The organism is Candidatus Dependentiae bacterium (assembly GCA_016871815.1).
Lineage (GTDB): Bacteria > Babelota > Babeliae > Babelales.
The window spans coordinates 1-17695 of sequence record VHBT01000021.1; the positions used below are offsets into that span (position 1 = coordinate 1).

19 protein-coding genes, 1 tRNA gene and 1 pseudogene are annotated in these 17695 nt (G+C 39.4%); 16 read left to right on the forward strand and 5 right to left on the reverse strand.

Going from position 1 to position 17695, the window contains the following annotated elements; genetic code table 11:
* Window positions 1–295: 295 nt before the first annotated feature.
* The 3 genes from rpsU to FJ366_03435 are packed head-to-tail and all read left to right on the forward strand — an operon-like array spanning window position 296 to window position 1668.
* Window positions 296–505: a 30S ribosomal protein S21 gene (gene rpsU, locus FJ366_03425; protein ID MBM3894616.1), complete on the forward strand. Its 210-nt coding sequence runs from the start codon at window positions 296–298 to the stop codon at window positions 503–505.
* A gap of 9 nt (window positions 506–514) precedes the next feature.
* Window positions 515–910: a ribosome-binding factor A gene (locus tag FJ366_03430; GenBank protein ID MBM3894617.1), complete on the forward strand. Its 396-nt coding sequence runs from the start codon at window positions 515–517 to the stop codon at window positions 908–910.
* The gene (locus tag FJ366_03435; GenBank protein ID MBM3894618.1) at window positions 907–1668 is read left to right on the forward strand and encodes a prepilin peptidase; all 762 of its coding nucleotides are present in this window, start codon (window positions 907–909) and stop codon (window positions 1666–1668) included. The genes FJ366_03430 and FJ366_03435 overlap by 4 nt, the downstream gene beginning before the upstream one ends.
* A 1-nt stretch (window position 1669) precedes the next feature.
* Here FJ366_03435 and FJ366_03440 read toward each other — a convergent pair whose 3' ends face one another.
* The gene (locus FJ366_03440; GenBank protein MBM3894619.1) at window positions 1670–2620 is read right to left on the reverse strand and encodes a hypothetical protein; all 951 of its coding nucleotides are present in this window, start codon (window positions 2618–2620) and stop codon (window positions 1670–1672) included.
* A gap of 239 nt (window positions 2621–2859) precedes the next feature.
* Between FJ366_03440 and FJ366_03445 the strand changes: the two genes are divergently transcribed.
* A complete protein-coding gene (locus tag FJ366_03445) occupies window positions 2860–4263 on the forward strand; it encodes a hypothetical protein (GenBank protein MBM3894620.1) in 1404 nt (467 codons plus the stop codon).
* Between the two features lie 65 nt (window positions 4264–4328).
* Window positions 4329–4763 carry an NUDIX domain-containing protein gene (locus FJ366_03450; GenBank protein ID MBM3894621.1) on the forward strand — a complete coding sequence of 145 codons (435 nt, stop codon included), beginning with the start codon at window positions 4329–4331 and terminating at the stop codon, window positions 4761–4763.
* Between the two features lie 31 nt (window positions 4764–4794).
* Here FJ366_03450 and FJ366_03455 read toward each other — a convergent pair whose 3' ends face one another.
* Both FJ366_03455 and pheS read right to left on the reverse strand, forming a co-directional pair.
* On the reverse strand, window positions 4795–5724 hold the full coding sequence (locus FJ366_03455) for a UTP--glucose-1-phosphate uridylyltransferase (GenBank protein MBM3894622.1): 930 nt from the start codon (window positions 5722–5724) through the stop codon (window positions 4795–4797).
* Between the two features lie 49 nt (window positions 5725–5773).
* Window positions 5774–6874 (reverse strand): phenylalanine--tRNA ligase subunit alpha, encoded by a 1101-nt coding sequence (gene pheS, locus FJ366_03460; protein ID MBM3894623.1) that lies wholly within the window; start codon window positions 6872–6874, stop codon window positions 5774–5776.
* Window positions 6875–6973: 99 nt separating this feature from the next.
* Between pheS and FJ366_03465 the strand changes: the two genes are divergently transcribed.
* The 9 genes from FJ366_03465 (at window position 6974) to FJ366_03505 (ending at window position 15156) form a co-directional block, all read left to right on the forward strand.
* Window positions 6974–7048: transfer RNA gene (locus FJ366_03465), tRNA-Phe, on the forward strand.
* A 38-nt stretch (window positions 7049–7086) separates the two neighbouring features.
* Window positions 7087–8463 (forward strand): signal recognition particle protein, encoded by a 1377-nt coding sequence (locus FJ366_03470; GenBank protein MBM3894624.1) that lies wholly within the window; start codon window positions 7087–7089, stop codon window positions 8461–8463.
* 48 nt (window positions 8464–8511) lie between these two features.
* Window positions 8512–8748 carry a 30S ribosomal protein S16 gene (gene rpsP, locus FJ366_03475; GenBank protein MBM3894625.1) on the forward strand — a complete coding sequence of 79 codons (237 nt, stop codon included), beginning with the start codon at window positions 8512–8514 and terminating at the stop codon, window positions 8746–8748.
* A 41-nt stretch (window positions 8749–8789) separates the two neighbouring features.
* The gene (locus FJ366_03480; GenBank protein MBM3894626.1) at window positions 8790–9023 is read left to right on the forward strand and encodes a KH domain-containing protein; all 234 of its coding nucleotides are present in this window, start codon (window positions 8790–8792) and stop codon (window positions 9021–9023) included.
* Window positions 9024–9055: 32 nt separating this feature from the next.
* Window positions 9056–10384: a hypothetical protein gene (locus FJ366_03485; GenBank protein MBM3894627.1), complete on the forward strand. Its 1329-nt coding sequence runs from the start codon at window positions 9056–9058 to the stop codon at window positions 10382–10384.
* A 181-nt stretch (window positions 10385–10565) separates the two neighbouring features.
* Window positions 10566–12503: a 30S ribosomal protein S1 gene (locus FJ366_03490; protein ID MBM3894628.1), complete on the forward strand. Its 1938-nt coding sequence runs from the start codon at window positions 10566–10568 to the stop codon at window positions 12501–12503.
* Between the two features lie 7 nt (window positions 12504–12510).
* Window positions 12511–12924, forward strand: a complete 414-nt coding sequence (locus FJ366_03495) for a nucleoside-diphosphate kinase (GenBank protein MBM3894629.1) — start codon at window positions 12511–12513, stop codon at window positions 12922–12924.
* Between the two features lie 189 nt (window positions 12925–13113).
* Window positions 13114–14076, forward strand: coding sequence for a hypothetical protein (locus FJ366_03500; protein ID MBM3894630.1), 963 nt, complete (start codon window positions 13114–13116; stop codon window positions 14074–14076).
* Between the two features lie 12 nt (window positions 14077–14088).
* Entirely contained in the window at window positions 14089–15156 is a 1068-nt protein-coding gene (locus FJ366_03505) for a hypothetical protein (protein ID MBM3894631.1), read from the forward strand.
* A 4-nt stretch (window positions 15157–15160) separates the two neighbouring features.
* Here the strand turns inward: FJ366_03505 and nusB are convergent, their stop codons facing one another.
* Window positions 15161–15685, reverse strand: a complete 525-nt coding sequence (gene nusB / locus FJ366_03510; GenBank protein MBM3894632.1) for a transcription antitermination factor NusB — start codon at window positions 15683–15685, stop codon at window positions 15161–15163.
* Entirely contained in the window at window positions 15682–16263 is a 582-nt protein-coding gene (efp, locus tag FJ366_03515; protein ID MBM3894633.1) for an elongation factor P, read from the reverse strand. Before efp ends, nusB begins: the two co-directional genes overlap by 4 nt.
* Before the next feature lie 356 nt (window positions 16264–16619).
* Here efp and FJ366_03520 point away from each other — a divergent pair.
* Window positions 16620–16784, forward strand: a pseudogene (locus tag FJ366_03520) (peptidoglycan-binding protein).
* Between the two features lie 355 nt (window positions 16785–17139).
* Window positions 17140–17695 (forward strand): hypothetical protein (locus FJ366_03525; protein ID MBM3894634.1); only part of this gene is annotated, 556 nt, incomplete at its 3' end.

A 17695-nucleotide genomic window follows, 5' to 3' on the forward strand; every position in this document is an offset into this window, starting at 1 on the left:
CATTTGGGCCTTATTTATGAAATGACGGATAATTTGCAGGCTGGTACAAGCCTTCAGGCCGTGCTTCATGGAACACAGGTGTATTCGCCGTATACATTTACAGGAACATTAAGTATTGTTTTTTAATTTTTTGTCGCATCTATGGCCTTTATAAGAGCTGCATTCTTGCAATAGACCCCAGTTTGGGGTTTATTGGCTTTGACCTGGCGATTTTGGCGTGTTAGACTGCTTGAAGATGTTTTAATAAAATTGCTGATATTGGCAGTTTAGCCCACAAGAAAGGTCTTGTTTTTTTATGGCAAAAAAAAGCTACAACGTAGAAGTTCCTGTAAATGGAAATAATATTGAAAAAAGTCTTCGTCGTTTGAAAAAAACGATTGAACGTGAAGGTGTTGTTCGTGATATGAAGCGTCAAGTTTACTTTGAACCGCCAACACAAAAACGTCGCAAAAAGAAGTTGCGTGCAATCAAGACAAATGCAATGCGTCTTTCTGAAGGCGTCTAGGGGTTTGCCTTGTCGTTTAGACCAAATTCTTCTCATAAAAAAGAACGCGCACGTTCACAGTTTTTCCGTGAATTTGTAGTTCTTTTTCGCAAATTAGCGTTAGATGAGCCTATCTTAAATTCTATTTTTCCGACCAAGACGGAAACTGCTCCCGATGGATCAGTAATGTATTTTTACTTTGCTGGTGATGGGGATCAGGCAGCTGTTGAAGAGGTTTTGAAAACGTTGATTTTGTATAAGCCTTCTATTCGAAAAGCGATTGGCGATCAGATACGAAAGCGCTATGTACCACAAATAATTTTTAGATATGACTCTACATTCGAAAAAATTCAAAGAATTGAATCTTTGTTGAATAATATAGTATCTGAAAATTCCTCTGGGTCAGATGATAATGATTTGAAGTGATTGAAATAATGGATTGTGTCTCTGGATACTTGGTTTTTTCAATTTTCATATTTTGGACTTCATTGATAACAAACATTGCTCATCAATTGCTCAAAGAGCGGTCGTTGCTACTCATGCGGCCTGTTTGCAGGTCTTGTGATGCTCGCCTTTCGTGGTATGATGTCGTACCCGTTATTTCGTACATATTTTTTAGGGGAAAGTGCCGTTTGTGCGCTTCCCCTAAATCTTTTTTATATCTAGCACTAGATGTTTTTGGAGCGGTTGTCTTTACCGCCTGTTTTTATTACGAACATGGAGTGCTTGAGTACGCGCCTGTTATTTTTTTACTAAAAATTCTTTTTATATCTGCGCTTATCATGGCAATTCGAACTGATCTTGAGGAAATGGTTATATTAAGGGTTTCAACCATTTATCTTATTCCTGTTTGGTTTTTTTTCTCTTTAATGAATTGTTTAGAGATTAATTTTTATACCAGTTTTTTTGGTGCTCTTCTTGGCTATTTCATCCCATGGTTTGCGGGAAAGCTTTATCGATTTGTTCGTGGGGTAGATGGAATTGGTGTTGGAGATTTTGAGTTATTGGCTATGATCGGGGCGTTTGTTGGTCCTGCCCGAATGCTTGACTCGATGATTTGGGGATGCGCGGGGGCTTTGGTTTTTGGGGTCGTGTATGCTCTGTTGTTTGCTCGGGGGCGAGGTGTTCGTATTCCATTTGCGCCGTTTTTATCGCTTGGCGCTTTATTTGAGCTTTTTCGTTAATTTAAAATGTGTTTTTAGAACTGAATGTTTCTAGTAATTCTTTTATAATTTGTTCTGGAGACTTTGTTGTTTCAAATCCTGCAGCACAAATATGACCTCCGCCACCATTATTTTTAGCGATTTCGTACACATTCACTGTGTTTGAGCGCAAGCTGACTTTTGTATGTCCCGAATTGAGAGCATAGACTAGTATGCTTGAGTTGATAAACATGCTGGAAATAAATTCGTTTCCGATTCCCTCAAGAGTTCCTTTTGTTTTTTTTGCATCAAGTAATTCTTGCTCTGTAACAAGTAGGTACGCGCACGAAGACGTTGCATCGATTGCTACGCGAGACATGAGTTGCGTCTTGAAAATAAAATCGGCTGGTGTTTGTTTTTGAATCAATCTGATGTGAGAGGTCATTGGTTTTGCGCCATATTCGATCAATAAAGCAGCGCGATTAAATGTTGTTGGGCTAACGCCACTTGTTCTGAACGAAAGCGTATCTGCTACAAGTCCATCAAAGAGAAGTTGTGCAATCTCTGGTGTAAGTAATGTTTTGTCAAATGAGTGGATAATATCTAAAACTAAATCGCAACAACTTGGTGCAGTGCTATCTACAAACGAAAAGGTCGCGGAGATGTTTCCTCCTTGGTGATGGTCAAAAAGTGCGATAGGAATATCTTTAAATTCTGATGGAAAGAAAACTCGATTGAAGCTTGAGGTGTCGCAAATAATTATTAGATCAGGAAGCTTTGTAAAAGTTGCATTTAATATTGGAAATGGAAAATAGTTCAAAATAACTGGATCTGAATTTGGAATAATTAAATCAACAGAGCAGTTGTATTTTTTTGCGATAAGTCCGAGTGCTGCACAAGCAGATAGTGTATCAAAATCAGGGTCTTTGTGGGCGAGAAGAGCAATGTGAGAAGATTTTTTTACCGAATCGATAAATGAAGAAAAAAGATTCATTATGGTTATCTTGACTATAAATTTAGACACTCCTGGTTAGTGTAAGACAAGTGGATATTTTTGCAAAGATCTCAAGATAAAGCTTTGACACAGTGATGAAAAATTTTTATCGTGGAATTGTTTAGAAGAAATTGCAAAGTCGCCGTATTAGTTATTTTTGAAAATACGTTTTTGACTTATAGTAATTGTAATCTACAATTTTAGATTAGATTTTAAGTGCTCATTGCCGGGGAAAAAATATGATCACGAGTTCGTCTACCGTTTCTAAAATTGAGCAGCATCTTGATAAGCCAGTTTCTTATGGTGATGTTGTTGCTCGATTGGAAACAGCTATAGTAAGTGAATACAGCGCACAGGCTGTTGAAAGAATGGCGCGTATCGATGCCGCTCTTGGATATGTATCAAAAAAAATTGATATTGTTTTAGTTGCAGGGACTAATGGAAAAAGTTTAGCAATTCATTTTGCAGGAAAGCTTTTTAGAGAAGAGGGTATCTCTGTTGGGGAATGTTATTCATCTCACATTCTTTCGTATAATGAACGCATTTCAGTTAATCAGCATGTGCTGAATAATAAAACTTTTTCAGAGGCAGTAGCCACCGTTTTTGCCGCGTGTGATAGAGAGAAAATAATTGCTACCGCTTTTGAAATAACGACGATGGCAGCCCTTGTGTTTTTTGTGCAAGAAGGGGTTTCTGTTGCGTTGGTAGAGACGTCATTGGGCGGTTGTTTTGATGCGACTGCTGCGTTGCCAGCAAAACTTGTTGCAATTACTCGAGTCGCACAAGATCATAAAGATGTCTTGGGGCAAGATTTGGATGCTGTCGCATTGCAAATGGTTGAGCTTGCTCAGCGTGGTGCATGGGTTGTTTCTGCAGAACAAAGTAAACATCGATTGCAAAAAATGAAGGAAGTTGCCCTCAAAAATGGTATTAATTGGGCAATGCCGTTAAGAAAAACATCTCAATTGCCCTATCTTTTTGAACAGTTGTACGGAAAAACCGCATCTCTTGGAGAGCGAATCGCTCAAATGTATCAAGAAAAAGTTCTTGGTAAGTTGTCGCCATTTTTGATGGGAAATACTCTCTCGATTAAACAGGGCCAGCGAGGCCGCCCAACATTGGAAGCAAAAAGGCAGGCAACATTAAATCCTGTAAAATCTCTTAAAATGTTTTGGACAGAGCATTTAGATCTTTTGCGTGGACGATTTGAATTGCTTGATAAAGAGAAACCAACTGTATTGATTGATAACGCAGATAATCTTGATGCGCTTAATAATTTATTGCTTGGGATTCGGTTGCTTCATTATCAGCGTCCATTAAAAGGTTTTGTGTTGATTATTGGACTAGCGGCACATGTTGATGTTGATGAAGCGATGAAGGCATTGCGCTACTTATTGCGTAAGGTTGGTGGTGCGGTCTTCTTTATCGATTTACCTGGTGGTGAAGCATCTTTTAGTGTTTCGGCATTAATGAAAAAAGCAGAAACATTTGGTATTAATGCAAGAGCTTTTTTATCGTTTAAAGAGGCTTTTGATGAAGCAAAAACGTTGGTAGACGAGCGGCATGGATTGGTTGCAGCAACAGGTTCAGCACGGGTTGTTGCAAGTTACTGGCGCACCGTGAGAGACATTAAGCGTTTTTAGTGTCATAGTTACTTTTGTAAAATAAGTATGCGCAGCGAGAGCTGCGCATTTTTTGTAGGATAAAAATGGATAAGACATATCATTCGATTATTCCAGCGGTTTTTGTTGTTTTTAAAAGAGGAAATACTTTTTTGGTTGGTCGCCGAAAAGGTTCATGGGGTAATGGCTTGCTGTGTCTTCCTGGTGGTCATGTTGAGCAGGGCGAGTCTTTTCGTGTAGCTGCAAAAAGAGAGATGCTTGAAGAGGTTGGATTGGATATTGAAATTGATAATCTTGTTCCTCTGCATGTGATGCATCGAAAAAATCAAGAAGGACAAGAGCGGATTGATGTTTATTTTATGATTGAATCTTGGAGTGGTGAGCCGGTTAATAAAGAACCGTCAAAGTGTTTTGAATTGCTTTGGATTCCCTTTGATCAGCTGCCAACCGATGTTGTTGCTATTCTGAAAGATGCTTTGAGCTTGTCATCGCGAGGTGTTTTTTATAGCGAGCAGTGGTAAAAAAAGTGGGGGGATTTTATCCCCCCGAATATTAGACGTTTTTAGTTATATTGCGTTTTATTTTGTCTTCAGGGATAACAAATTCTTTAGTCAGTGGGGTTTCTTGTGTCAGTAACTCGATATACTCGCGAATATCTTTTCCGTAGGTATGGCTTTTAAGGGCGAGATTGATAACTGATTTTAGATATCCCAGAGGAGTTCCAGCGTCAAGAACAGTTCCTTGTACGCGATATGCAAAAAGACGTTCACCAGCTTGTACCATTGACTTGATAATATCTGTGAGTTGAATTTCGCCTTCAGTGTTTTGGTGGCTTTTGTAGTGCTCAAAAAGTGATGATGAAAGTACATATCTCCCAACAATTGCAAAGTTTGAAGGAGCGTCACTTTTTGATGGCTTTTCGATCAAGTCTTTTACTTGAAAGAGATTTGGGGTGAGTTGTTTTTTAAAGCTCACAATGCCATATCGAGAAACTAAATCATCAGGAACTTCTTGGATAGCGATAACGTTACCTTTTTCTTGTTGAGCGATTTTAGCAAGAGTTCCAATGCATGGCTGAGGGCTAATGATAATATCATCGGGGAGCATAACGCCAAAATAGTGTTCACTGATAAATCGTGCCGCAAGTGCAACAGCGTGACCAAGGCCTCTTGGTTCAGGTTGTCGAAGATATGCAAAGTGCGCGCGTTTAACTATTTTATTGATGACTTCAAGCGCCGCAGAGTTTCCGCTAGCTTCGATTGTTGCAAGATAATCTTCTGACGATGCATCAAAATGGTCTTCGAGTAACTTTTTATGTTTATTAACAACAACGATAAAATCTTCGATTCCAGATCGGATTCCTTCTTCGACGATATATTGTGCTGCAGGCTTATCAAGCAACGGAAGCATCTCTTTTGGCAATGATTTTGTCAGGGGCAAAAGTCGCTGGCCAAGCCCCGCAGCAGGGATTATAACTTTCATTTTTTACCTTTATTGCACAGGGGTATTTAATTTGCTGTGAGCAAGGTTATTAAAATTGTTTTAAAAATCCAATCTTTCCTGTACTTAGGTGTCTGATATCATCGATTCCATGGTAAAGCATAACGATGCGAGAGAGCCCAAAACCAAAGGCAAAACCTGAATAAATTTCAGGATCAATGTTGCATGCTTTTAAAACGTTTGGATGAATCATGCCACATGGAAAAACTTCAATCCAGGTTGTTTTTTTACACACAGAGCAACCTGTTTTGCAAAAAACACACCGCATGTCGATTTCTAGTCCAGGTTCCACAAATGGAAAGAATCCTGGGCGAATTCGAATGTCTAGATCTTTTGTTTCAAAGAAAGATGATAAAAAGTGCTTTGCCGTTCCAAGAAGGTTGCTTAGGTTTATGCCCTTGTCGATAAATATTCCTTCACATTGCATAAACATAATATCGTGAGTTGCATCAACCGCTTCGTGGCGGAAAACTCTTCCAGGTGCAAATCCTGCAATAGGGATGCCGTGTTCTTCAAGTGCGCGAATTTGTACAGATGAGGTGTGGGTTCTAAGGAGTTGCTTGGTGTTGTTTACCCAAAGAGTGTCATGCATGTCGCGCGCTGGATGATTTGTTGGAACATTAAGTGCATCAAAGTTATGAAACTCATCTTCAACCTCGGGTCCTTCAAATTTAGTATACCCCATAGGAATGAAAATATTTTCAATCCGTTCGATCACTTGGGTATAGGCGTGGAGTTTTCCGGGATGGTTTTTTTGTGCTTCGATTTCTGAAAAATCGATATGATTTTTATTTTCGGGTTTTATCGACTCAAGCGATTTTTTTTTATTTGCGTGAAGGTTTTCTAGAGCTTTTTTTATTTCTTGAAAGCGCGATCCAACAATTTTTTTTTCTTCTGTTGGTAGAGCATTAAATGTTTCGCTGAGAGTAATAAGGTGTCCTTTGCGTCCCAAAAACTGAATGCGAAAATTTTCAAGAGCATCAAGCGTAGTGATTGATGAGCATTGTTCGGTTGCGTTTAAAAGTAACTGTTCAGCATTTTCGAGTAATGGGTGAAGCACGGAAAATTCCTTATTATTTAGGCATTTGGTTGCTGAAAGTATCACATGTTTTTTCTGCGGCTTCAAGTTCAAACCAGATTCTTTTGCGTAAAAAGTGAGGAATTGTAGCGTTTATATATAATTGTGTTTGACAAGAAGAGCTATCCACAGTAGCTTATTGTCGTGTGTTGTGCCGGGATAGCTCAGGGGCAGAGCAGAAGCCTGAAGAGCTTTGTGTCGGCGGTTCGATTCCGTCTCCCGGCACCATATTTGCTCGTATCTGAGACTTTTTCGTTTTATATTTTTTGATATTTTGGGATTTTGGCGTGTTTTCCTTCCTTTCAGAGAAATTATCTTCAGCGATTGCATTTTTTGGTTCCAAGAAGAAGTTGTCTTCATCTGATATTCAAGAATTTTTGATTTTAGTTAGAAAAACATTGCTTGATGCAGACGTTTCACTGTCCGTTGTTACCGCGTTTCAGGGTTCTCTGGAGAAGGAGTTGCAAGCAATTGTTGTTCCAAAGGGGACAACTCTTACTGATGTTATGATGCAAAAACTGTATTTGCAGATTATGCAGTTTCTTGGTGGTAATCGTCCCAAAACTGAAATTCTAAAAAAAATAGTTGCGCCTAGCGGAATGTCTCGTTTGATGGTTGTTGGCCTACAAGGTGCTGGAAAAACTACCACGGTTGCAAAACTTGGGAATTGGATAAAAGATGCCCTGCGAACAAAAAACAAAGTGGGAGTAGCGTCAGTTGATATTCGGCGTCCCGCAGCGAGTGCACAATTACAAATTTTATCTGATCGTGCGAATCTACTCTTTTTTCCTGGCGTTGGTTCTTCTGTTGGGGCTATGGTAGAAAACATGTTGCAGCAAGCGGAAGCTGCTGGTTGTGACTTGTTTATTTTGGATACTGCAGGTCGTATGCATGTAGACGAGTCTTTGATGCAAGAGCTGCAAGAAACAAAAAAAGCATTTCAGCCAACACATACGCTTTTGGTGCTTGATGGCATGAGTGGGCAGGAAGCTGTTGCAACGGGGCGAGCGTTTAGCGATGCAGTGTCGATTGACAGCGTTGTTCTTTCTAAGATTGACAGTGGTGCACGTGGGGGTGCTGCGTTTGGTGTTTCTTACGATCTTAAAAAACCTATTTATTTCATGGGAACGGGTGAGGCTGTAGATGATTTAGATTCATTTGAACCTGATCGCGTTGCGTCTCGAATTGTTGGACAAGGTGATATGCAGGGGCTGATGAGCCGTGTTGAGCGCGCGATGAAGCATGAGGCTGAAGTTGATTCTTCTGCGATGGTTAATCGTATGATGAATGGACAAATGACCTTAAGTGACTTTTCTAAGCAGTTATCTATGGTCAGTTCACTTGGCCCTATGAATAAGTTGATGCAGTTTGTTCCATCTATGCCTGGACTTGGAAAAGTTTCTGCAGATGAGCTTTCCAAAAAAGAAGGCGAATTTAAAAAATTTAGGGCTATTTTTTCTTCGATGACAAAAAATGAACTGAGTGGTCGATCTCAACTGAGTCCTTCCCGCAAGCAAAGAATTGCCCAGGGAGCAGGGGTTTTTGTTAAAGATGTTGATGCTTTGTTATTTAAATTTGAAGAAACTAAGCAGTTTGGTAGGATGATAAAGAAGATGGGCGGCTTTGGAAGTTGGTTTAAGTAGTTTTCGCTAGCCTTGAAGTTGTTTTATTAAAAAGGAGTCGTTTTTATTATGGTAAAAATTAGATTGAGCCGTACTGGTGTTAAGAATCGTCCGTATAATCGTATTGTTGCGGTTGATTCTCGTAAAAAAAGAGATGGTGCATGTATTGAAACGTTAGGTTCATATGATCCATTGCGTCATGAAATCTTGTCGATTGATCTTGATGGTATCAATCGTTGGATTGCAACTGGTGCACAACCAACAGATGCTGTTATTAAGCTTATGAAACTGGCAAAAAAGGCTTAAGTCTTTACCCGTTTGTTATATTTGTATGAGAGCGGTGAAAAATGCTTAAAGAGCTTGTAGAAAGCATTGTCAAAAAATTGGTGGATAATCCATCATCGGTTTCTGTTTCTGAGATTTCTGGTGAGCAGGCAACAATTATTGAATTGCGTGTGGCGACTGAAGATCTTGGTAAGGTTATTGGCCGAGAAGGGCGAACTGCTCGTTCAATTCGTACGCTTGTGCATGCTGCAGCGGCGAAAGAACGCAAAAGAGCGGTTTTAGAGATTCTTGAATAGAGCTCTTGGGGGGCTCTTTTAGGGTAACGTTAATGCTTGTTGTTTCTATTGTTACAGCTTTTCCTTCTTTGTATTCCGAGTTTCTTTCGACAAGTTTACTTCGATTGGCTCAGGAGCGGGGCCTTGTTCGGTTTAATTTAATTAAATTGTCTGATCAGTGTGCGCCCAAAGAGCCAATCGATGAACCTACTGTTGGGCCGGGTCCAGGGATGATTTTAAAGCCAACGATTGTTTCGGGGGCAATAGAAAAAGCATTTGCTGAGTTTGGCAAGGGGTATGTAATTTTCTTTACACCCCAAGGCCGAGTTCTTGATCAGCGTGTTTTAGGGGTCGTTGCAGATGACCTTAAGGTGAGAGCTGAGGATCCAGTTCAAAATTCTTCTCATTTGGTTTTAGTTTGCTCTCGATATGAGGGTTGTGATGCTCGCGTAGAAGATTTTTATGCAAGCATGCGGCTATCAATCGGAGATTATGTTTTGATGGGCGGTGATTTACCAGCCCAGGTTTTTCTCGAAGGTTTTTTGCGTTTATTGCCAGGAATTGTTGGTAATAAGGATTCGGTGGTTAATGATTCTTTTGATGGAGAGTTATTGGATCATGATGAGTTTGGTCTTCCTGTGGAGTGGCAAGAGCGTCGAGTTCCAGATGTTTTGCGCTCAGGTGATCACGGCAAGATAAAAGATTGGCGCGAGAGAAATGCTTTATTAAAAACATTACATCGTCGTTTTGATTGGTTTAGAAAGCATGCTTCTTCTGAAGATTTGATTTTGCGGGCAGGTCGTGCCATTCCAAAGCATTATGTTGCGCTTATGCATTGTGAGGTTTTGGTAAAGTCTGGAGAAGTTGGAACAACCTCTGTGACTTCTATTGATTTGCATGATATTGCGCGAACAAGCCAATCCTATGGTATTGAACAATTTTTTGCGGTAACGCCGCTGATCGATCAGATCGAAATCGTAAAAACATTTATGGAGTTTTGGCGTACTGGAATTGGTGGTAAATTAAATGCTACGCGTAACCAGTCGACAGCTCGTCTTGAATTAGCAAATTCATTTCATGAGGTTTGTGAAAATATTTTCCAGCGAGATGGTAAGTATCCGCTGATTATTACAACAAGTGCGCGGCCTGTTTCTGGCGTAAAAGCGATAGATTTTTATGACCAAGAATTTGTTTGGTCGCAGGATCGTTCAGTTTTATTTGTTTTTGGCACTGGTCAGGGTTTAGCGCCGTCAATTTTGAATCGAGGAGATTATTTGTTGCCGCCGGTTCGGGGTATGACAAATTATAATCATCTATCGGTTCGGAGCGCTGTTGCGATTATTTTGGATCGCTGGATGGGATTGAACAAGCGAAAAGCATAATTGTTTCTTGGTTTCTTCTGATTTGCCAAAGTTGGTTTTTTTGTTACTATTTTTTGTAGATTTATTGCTTGCTTATAAATTTTTGTTATTTATCGGGCGGCAATTTTTTGTTGTGTGTGGTGTTGTTTTATCTTTTAACCAAAGCGTTTCATTTGATATGAAATAGCTGGAGAATCTGTTAATGAACAGAAAGGCCCTTGCCTCTATCCGTAAAGCTGCGGATAATAATCTTGTCCTGCTGGACGAAGCCCTTGTAGTAAGTAGTGATATAACTCAGCAGATCGAAGATCTGTATGCTGATGCATCGGGTAAATTTAAATCCGGAAAATTAATCACCGGTAAAGTTGTTGCAAAATCAAGCGATGGCATCCTTGTAAATATTGATTACAAATCGGATGGTCTTGTTGCTAATAATGAATTTAGTGATTTTGAATTAGATAAAATTCACGTTGATGACTTTATCGAAGTTTTGATTGATCAAGCTGAAGATGAAGATGGAAACGTTGTTTTGTCGTACCAAAAAGCTAAATCATTGAAGGCTTGGGATCGTCTTGCGGAGCTTGCAGCTGCTGATGAACCTGTTAAGGGTGTTGTTACTCATAAGGTTAAGGGTGGCTTGAGTGTTGATGTTGGTATTCCTGCGTTCTTGCCGGGATCTCAAGTTGATACAGCTCGTGTAAACAATTTTGATCAATTCCTTGGTGAAGAGGTCTTCTGTAAGATTATTAAAATTAATCGACGTCGAGGTAATGTGATCGTTTCTCGTAGAAAGTATCTTGAAAGTCTTCGTTCGGAAGAGAAGAAGTCTGCTCTTGAAACATTGACTGAAGGCCAAGTAATTGAAGGTATCGTAAAAAATATCACAAATTACGGTGCGTTTGTTGATGTTGGCGGTATTGATGGCTTGCTTCACATCACAGATATTTCATGGGGCCGTATTGCGCATCCAGGTGAAATGTTGAAGGTTGGAGACAAACTTAATGTTAAGGTTCTTTCGTTTGATAAAGAACATGAAAAAATCTCCTTGGGCATGAAGCAATTGGCTTCTAATCCATGGGAAAACATTGAAGGTCAATATCCAGTTGGTACCGTTCTTGAAGGCGCTGTTTCAAATATTGCTGATTACGGCTTGTTTGTTGAAGTTGCTAAAGGCGTTGAAGGGTTGGTTCATATTTCTGAAGTTTCATGGACCGAGCGTATTCATAATCTTCAACGACACTATCAAGTTGGGAACAAGATTAAAGTCATGGTTCTTGCAATTGATAGAGAAGGTGGACGTATGCGCATGCGTTTGAGTATCAAGCGTCTTGATGAAGATCCATGGAAAGTTGTCTTTGATAAATTCAAAGTTGGCGATGTTGTTGAGGGCGCGGTTACTAATATTACTGATTTTGGTATCTTCGTTCAATTGCATGATGGCGTTGATGGATTGGTTCATATTTCTGATATTTCATGGACCGACCATGTCATTCATCCTTCAGATCGTTATAAAAAAGCAGATGTTCTTAAAGTTGTTATCCTTGGTATTGATAAAGACAACAAGCGTATTTCTCTTGGTATCAAACAACTGGATAGAGATCCGTGGGAATATATCGAAGAAGAATTCCCAATGGGTAAAATTGTTAAGGGAACTGTTTCAAAAGTTACAAGCTTTGGAGCATTTATTCGCTTTAACAGTGGCGTTGAGGGATTGGTTCATATTTCCGAAATCACCAATAAAGATGTAGAGAATGTTGAAGGCTTAATAACTGTCGGCGCAGAGTACGAATTTAAAGTTGTACGTGCAAATAAAACTGAGCGAAAGTTAGGTTTAAGTTTGCGTGCGGTTACAGAACCTGAAGAAACAGCTAAAGCGATTGCTCGTGATGGTAATAAGGGTAGCTATGCTGAAAATGCTTCAGCTGGCGCACCTCGCCCAGAACGTAGTGAGCGATCTTTTGAGAGATCTGAGCGTCCTGAGCGTCATGACAGAGATCGTTCAGACAGAACAGATCGATCGGACAGATCAGAAAGACGTGGTTCACAAGATAATTCTCGTCAGCCTCGTCCTGATGCAACTCCATTGAAGGGTTCATTGCAACAGGCTCTTGAAGATCACATGCGTGATGGAAAAAAATAGGTGATATATGGTTGGTAATAGAACATATGCTATGATTAAACCACATGCTGTTCAATCGGCAAATGTGGGTAAGATCATCGATCGAATTGAGCGCGAAGGCTTTAAAGTTGTAGCGATGAAGAAAGTTCATTTTTCTTCAAAATTTGCAGAAATTTTTTATGCAGTTCATGCGCAAAGATCGTTTTTTCAGGAATTAGTTGCTGATATTTCTTCAGGCCCAGTTGTTGCACTTATCTTAGAAAAAGAAAATGCAGTTCAGGCGTGGAGAGATCTTATCGGTGCTACAGATCCAGAAAAAGCAGCAGAAGGAACAATTAGAAAGCAGTTTGGCGTAAATGTTGGTAAAAATGCAGTGCATGGCTCAGATTCTGATGCAAATGCAGCATTGGAGTCGGCATTAGTTTTTCCAGATGTAGCATAAGTTGACACCTTGAAACAAACAAAAAGGGGATTGTGGTTTTTATCACAATCCCCTTTTTGTTTGTTTGATAAGGGCTTTTTAAGGTCTTGGGTGTTGTTTTTTTTCTCAAATTGTTTCAGCCTGGCAATTTATTATGTATAATTGGTATAGTGCTAAGGAGAGTATTGAACGACCCGAAAAGAAATAAAAATGTTTTTAAAACATCACATTCTTTATTCTGTTTGTTTTGTTTGGTTGATATTGAGTTCCACAGTTAATGCCGCGTTTTATGGCGTTGTTACTCATGGATCTTATGGAAGAAATTCTTCGTGGTATCAGCCACCATCGTATGGTGAAGAAAATTTTTTTAGTGAGTTAGCAAAACAGGCTGAAAAACAAGGTGTTTCTGAATTGGTGTCATTTTCTTGGAGTGGCGACAGTGGTTTTCCAAAGCCAGCAGAAAAAAGCTTGAAAGAGCACCTGAGAGCAGCTGAAGATTTAGCAGATTTAATTCTTAAAAAAACTCCTGACATGCCTGCGTTTTATGTTGGGCATAGCAATGGTGGGGTTATCGGTATGTTGGCATCACATATGCTATTCAATCCTCATCATTGGCGAGGTAAAGAAGCTCCAAAATTGTTTAAAGATTTTAAAACTCCTTTGAGTAAAAGTGATCAACGGTGTAGAGTTCTTATTCAGCAAGTCGTTCTTGCTCGTCAGCAAAAATTTACAGCTCAAGATCCTCAGGTAAAAATTGGACAATTAATTTTATTGGCAACACCGCATAATAAATATTTGTATCAAGCAAATATGGCAGTTGTTGGTACTGTTTCAGCGATTTCTTCTTTGGGTGATGGGGTTGCAAAAACATTTTCAGGGTCTTCCAGGATGTATGAACCAGCGAAAGATTCTTTAAATGTGAGAATTACTCTTCAAACGCATAATTTGGGAAAAGTTCAGCCATGGCATACCGGATTAATGACTATTGCTGTAGCGCGAAGCATTTTAACTATTGCGCGAGATGCTGTAAAAAAGCTTCAGCTTAATCGTCATGCATTAGATACTGTTTTGGGTGTTGATGTGTTGATCGATGATGCGGGAGCAGATCCTTCTATGGCGATTATTAAAAATATAAATCGTACACCGTTTAAGCCATCTGGAAGTGGTTTGTAGCGATAAATAAAAATGACGATAAGGGTTGTTTTTTTAAGTGTATTTATTTTTGTTGCGAGCTGTTTGCATTCAGTGATTATTGTGGTGCATGGGACTTTTGCGTCTAATGAAACATGGTATCGATCGAATGGTGATTTTGTACGAGCGATTCGTGATAGCATGGCTTTTCTACCTGACGATGATAGTTGTAAAAATGCATCCATCGTTTCGTTTCGGTGGTCTGGAAATAATTCTGGAGCAGCACGGTTAGAGGCTGCAAAAGAGTTATTGAGTCTTATATTGAGCTATCCGCCTTTCGAGCCGATTGTGTTGATTTTACATAGTCATGCTGGAAATGTGGGTGCGCTGGTAACAAATTTGTTGGTCAATCCTCTGGTAGCGCAAGATCGCTCATTTGGTATTGATAATGTGGCATCATTGAATAAGTATATTGCTCGATGTTCTATCGCGTGTGCAGATCCGTTGATATCTATCGATGAGATCGTTCTAACACTTAATGAAGCTCGAGAGCGAGTTGCGTGTCATCACATGCAAGCATCCGCTGCGTGTCGAAGTGGAGATCTGTTATTTGAACAGAGAAAAATAAAGCGCATTTACTTTTTGGCAACACCAGTTGATGTTTCAACTTATTCATGTGACATGTCTGTTGTGGAGAATTGTTATGCTTTTTATTCTACCGAAGATATGATTCAGCGCGTGGGCGGTTTTTACGATCGAAAGTTTCCACAATCAGATCGGTTACTTAATATTCATGTTAAACGATATGCTCAATCGGGTCGAATTATTGGACTTGGTCATTCTGAATTAAGATCACCATTAATAGGTTTTTGGTTGTTGCTGTTTCCACGGCAACTAGAAGGTGCTGGTGGGATTAAAAGCGAAGATTATTATTGCCATGAAAAGATTAATGCATTGCTTTTTGAAGATTGCATTCCTCCATTTATTCCGCTTGAGTCTTGGGATTGTGTAAATAAAAAACTGATTGATGAGCATCTAAAAAAAAATAGTTCTTTAAAAAAGAAAAACGTACCGGATATTTCTATCCAGTACGTTAATGATTCTGCGCGAATGTCTTTATAGTTTTTTAAGATGCTTTTGGTGTTTTGAATGGGTTTTCGATTTTGATATTTGCTCGAGTGCAATATGTATCAAGCACCCCGTTTACAAATCTATGTGCATCTTTTTCTGCAAAGGCTTTGGTAAGTTCGATTGCTTCATTGATAACGATTTGAGGTGGAGTTTTTGTGTATAAAAGTTCCCAAAAAGCTATTCTTAAAATCAAAGTAGTACAGCAGCCAAGTCGGTCTGCAGACCAGTTTTCTAGTAATGATAAAACAATAGAATCAATTTCTTGTTGATGTTCAAGTACGCCTTTTGCAATAGAAACAGCAAAGCAATCATCACTAAATTCAACATCAAAGCCGGTTCTGAAGTCATCTAAAATGAAACTTAATGGAACGGCATAATCGTTGCGGTCCATTGCATACAAGATGTGAAATGCAAACGAGCGTTGAGCACGTTGTGTTCGTGGCGTAAGTTCTGAATCGGTAATTTCATTTGTTTCAGTAGATTGTTGTTCAATCTCGGGGTCGATGTTTTTGTTAATCATGATCGTTTTGTATTTTCCATAATACGTTCAACATAAATGTTTTCTCGGGTATCAACTTTAAGTAAATCTTCTTCTGTGACAAAAAGAGGAACTAAGATGGTAAGTCCAGTTTCCAATTTTGCTGGTTTTGATCCACCTTGAGCTGTGTCACCCTTTACTCCAGGGACTGTCTCTACAACGCGAAGGTTCATGAATGTTGGGGGTTCTACTACGATTGGCTTGTCTTCAAAGAAAACGATTGTGTAAATGCCACCATCCATTAAATAAGAAAGAATGTTTTCTACTTGTTTCTTATTAAAGGTATATTGTTCAAATGATTCTTGATCTAAGAAATTGTACAAATCTCCTTCTGCGTACAAAAATTGGACGCTTGAATGTTTAAGATCGGGAGCTTCAAATTTTTCTCCAGATCTGAAGGTTTCTTCTAGGATAAGACCATTTTTCATGTTTTTGAGCTTAGTTCTAACAAAAGCACCACCTTTTCCAGGTTTTACGTGACTAAAGTCAATAACAATCCACGGTTCATTTCGAAATAAAATTTTAGACATTCCTTTGCGGAAATCTGATGTTGCAATCATTTGTTTTCCTTAAAAATCAATTTTTTTAGCGAGGCTAACATTTGATTAGTGTACAACATCATAAAAAAGTTGAAAGTACCTTTTGTGGACAGAATTTTTTATGAAAGTTTTCTTTTCGGGGAGAGAGTTGTTGATCTTGCCTCTTTTTGCTACCTGTTGACTTTGAAATTATTTCTGGTTGAAACTTATTATAGGCAAGTATTTGACAGGAGGTTGTTATTATGGAAAATAAAAGACTTTTTTTTATAGCTAAAATAGCGTTGTTAGTTATTGTTGGTTGTGTTGAGTTGTCTGCTCTCCCAACGTCGAGAACCGCTGGAGCGTCAAGATCTGCAACAAATAGAGCGGCTTCTAGGTCTACGGCTTCTGGGTCTACAGCTTCTAGGTCTACGGCTTCTGGGTCTACAGCTTCTGGGTCTACAGCTTCTGGGTCTACGGCTTCTGGGTCTACAGCTTCTGGGTCTACAGCTTCTGGGTCTACGGCTTCTGGGTCTACAGCTTCTGGGTCTACAGCTGTCTCTGTGGATATTAAACCTGTCATTGAACAGTTGAGGCTTTCTAATACCGCAACAGATTTTGGTGGAAAAATTAAAAATTTAATTGATGCTACCAACTCTTTAAGGGGGCTTGCAAATACGGCGAATCTGTCCGAGTCGAGCAAAAAAGATATTCGTGATTTGATAATGACTACTGCCTCAGGAAATTTTAATATGATTATTGGAAAGGATGGCGGAAAAGATTTTAATTCGAGTCTAAAAAGAGATCTTAATGCAATAATAACTACTGTTTCGGGTTGGGGCGTTGACGTGCAGACGTATGCAACAACATGGGGAATTAGATAATAAGTAGCTGCGCAAAGAAAGTAAGAGAGAGGTTATGAAAATGTTGTATTGGTATCGACTAGGCTTGATGTTTGTAATAAGTATGAGCGGGCTTGCTTTTTCTTCTTCGAACAATACTTTGTCAAGTGAACCTGTAAGGGTTAATTTTGGAGACTGGGGAAAGTCGCTTTCAGATGATTTTTATAAATTTCTTAGTAATTCAATACTCGTTTTTGGTGGGTCTAGTCCAGAAGCTACAAAGTTAGATGAACTTAAAAACAGAACGTCTAATTTGAAAAAAGAACTTGAGGTTTTCAATCAAGCCGTTCAGGGGGCTGTTCCAGTTGTTCAAGATTCGTCAGCGTCTTCCGCTGGTTCAAGTTTGGGTTCATCAACAACTTTGCCATTACCAGGAGCAACTACATCATTACCAAGCTCGACAATGACGGCACCTGCTAGTTTGCCAACATCTTCTGCTGGTTCAAGTTTGGGTTCATCAACAACTCTGCCATTACCAGGAGCAACTACATCATTACCAAGCTCGACAATGACGGCACCTGCTAGTTTGCCAACATCTTCTGCTGGTTCAAGTTTGGGTTCATCAACATCAC

Coding starts and splice junctions, on each gene's coding strand:
- FJ366_03505 (MBM3894631.1), top strand. CDS start 14,089: ATGACGATAAGGGTTGTTTTTTTAAGTGTATTTATTTTTGTTGCGAGC.
- FJ366_03485 (MBM3894627.1), top strand. CDS start 9,056: ATGCTTGTTGTTTCTATTGTTACAGCTTTTCCTTCTTTGTATTCCGAG.
- FJ366_03445 (MBM3894620.1), top strand. CDS start 2,860: ATGATCACGAGTTCGTCTACCGTTTCTAAAATTGAGCAGCATCTTGAT.
- FJ366_03450 (MBM3894621.1), top strand. CDS start 4,329: ATGGATAAGACATATCATTCGATTATTCCAGCGGTTTTTGTTGTTTTT.
- rpsP (MBM3894625.1), top strand. CDS start 8,512: ATGGTAAAAATTAGATTGAGCCGTACTGGTGTTAAGAATCGTCCGTAT.
- FJ366_03440 (MBM3894619.1), bottom strand. CDS start 2,620: ATGAATCTTTTTTCTTCATTTATCGATTCGGTAAAAAAATCTTCTCAC.
- FJ366_03495 (MBM3894629.1), top strand. CDS start 12,511: ATGGTTGGTAATAGAACATATGCTATGATTAAACCACATGCTGTTCAA.
- FJ366_03480 (MBM3894626.1), top strand. CDS start 8,790: ATGCTTAAAGAGCTTGTAGAAAGCATTGTCAAAAAATTGGTGGATAAT.
- nusB (MBM3894632.1), bottom strand. CDS start 15,685: ATGATTAACAAAAACATCGACCCCGAGATTGAACAACAATCTACTGAA.
- FJ366_03455 (MBM3894622.1), bottom strand. CDS start 5,724: ATGAAAGTTATAATCCCTGCTGCGGGGCTTGGCCAGCGACTTTTGCCC.
- FJ366_03490 (MBM3894628.1), top strand. CDS start 10,566: ATGAACAGAAAGGCCCTTGCCTCTATCCGTAAAGCTGCGGATAATAAT.
- efp (MBM3894633.1), bottom strand. CDS start 16,263: ATGATTGCAACATCAGATTTCCGCAAAGGAATGTCTAAAATTTTATTT.
- rpsU (MBM3894616.1), top strand. CDS start 296: ATGGCAAAAAAAAGCTACAACGTAGAAGTTCCTGTAAATGGAAATAAT.
- FJ366_03500 (MBM3894630.1), top strand. CDS start 13,114: ATGTTTTTAAAACATCACATTCTTTATTCTGTTTGTTTTGTTTGGTTG.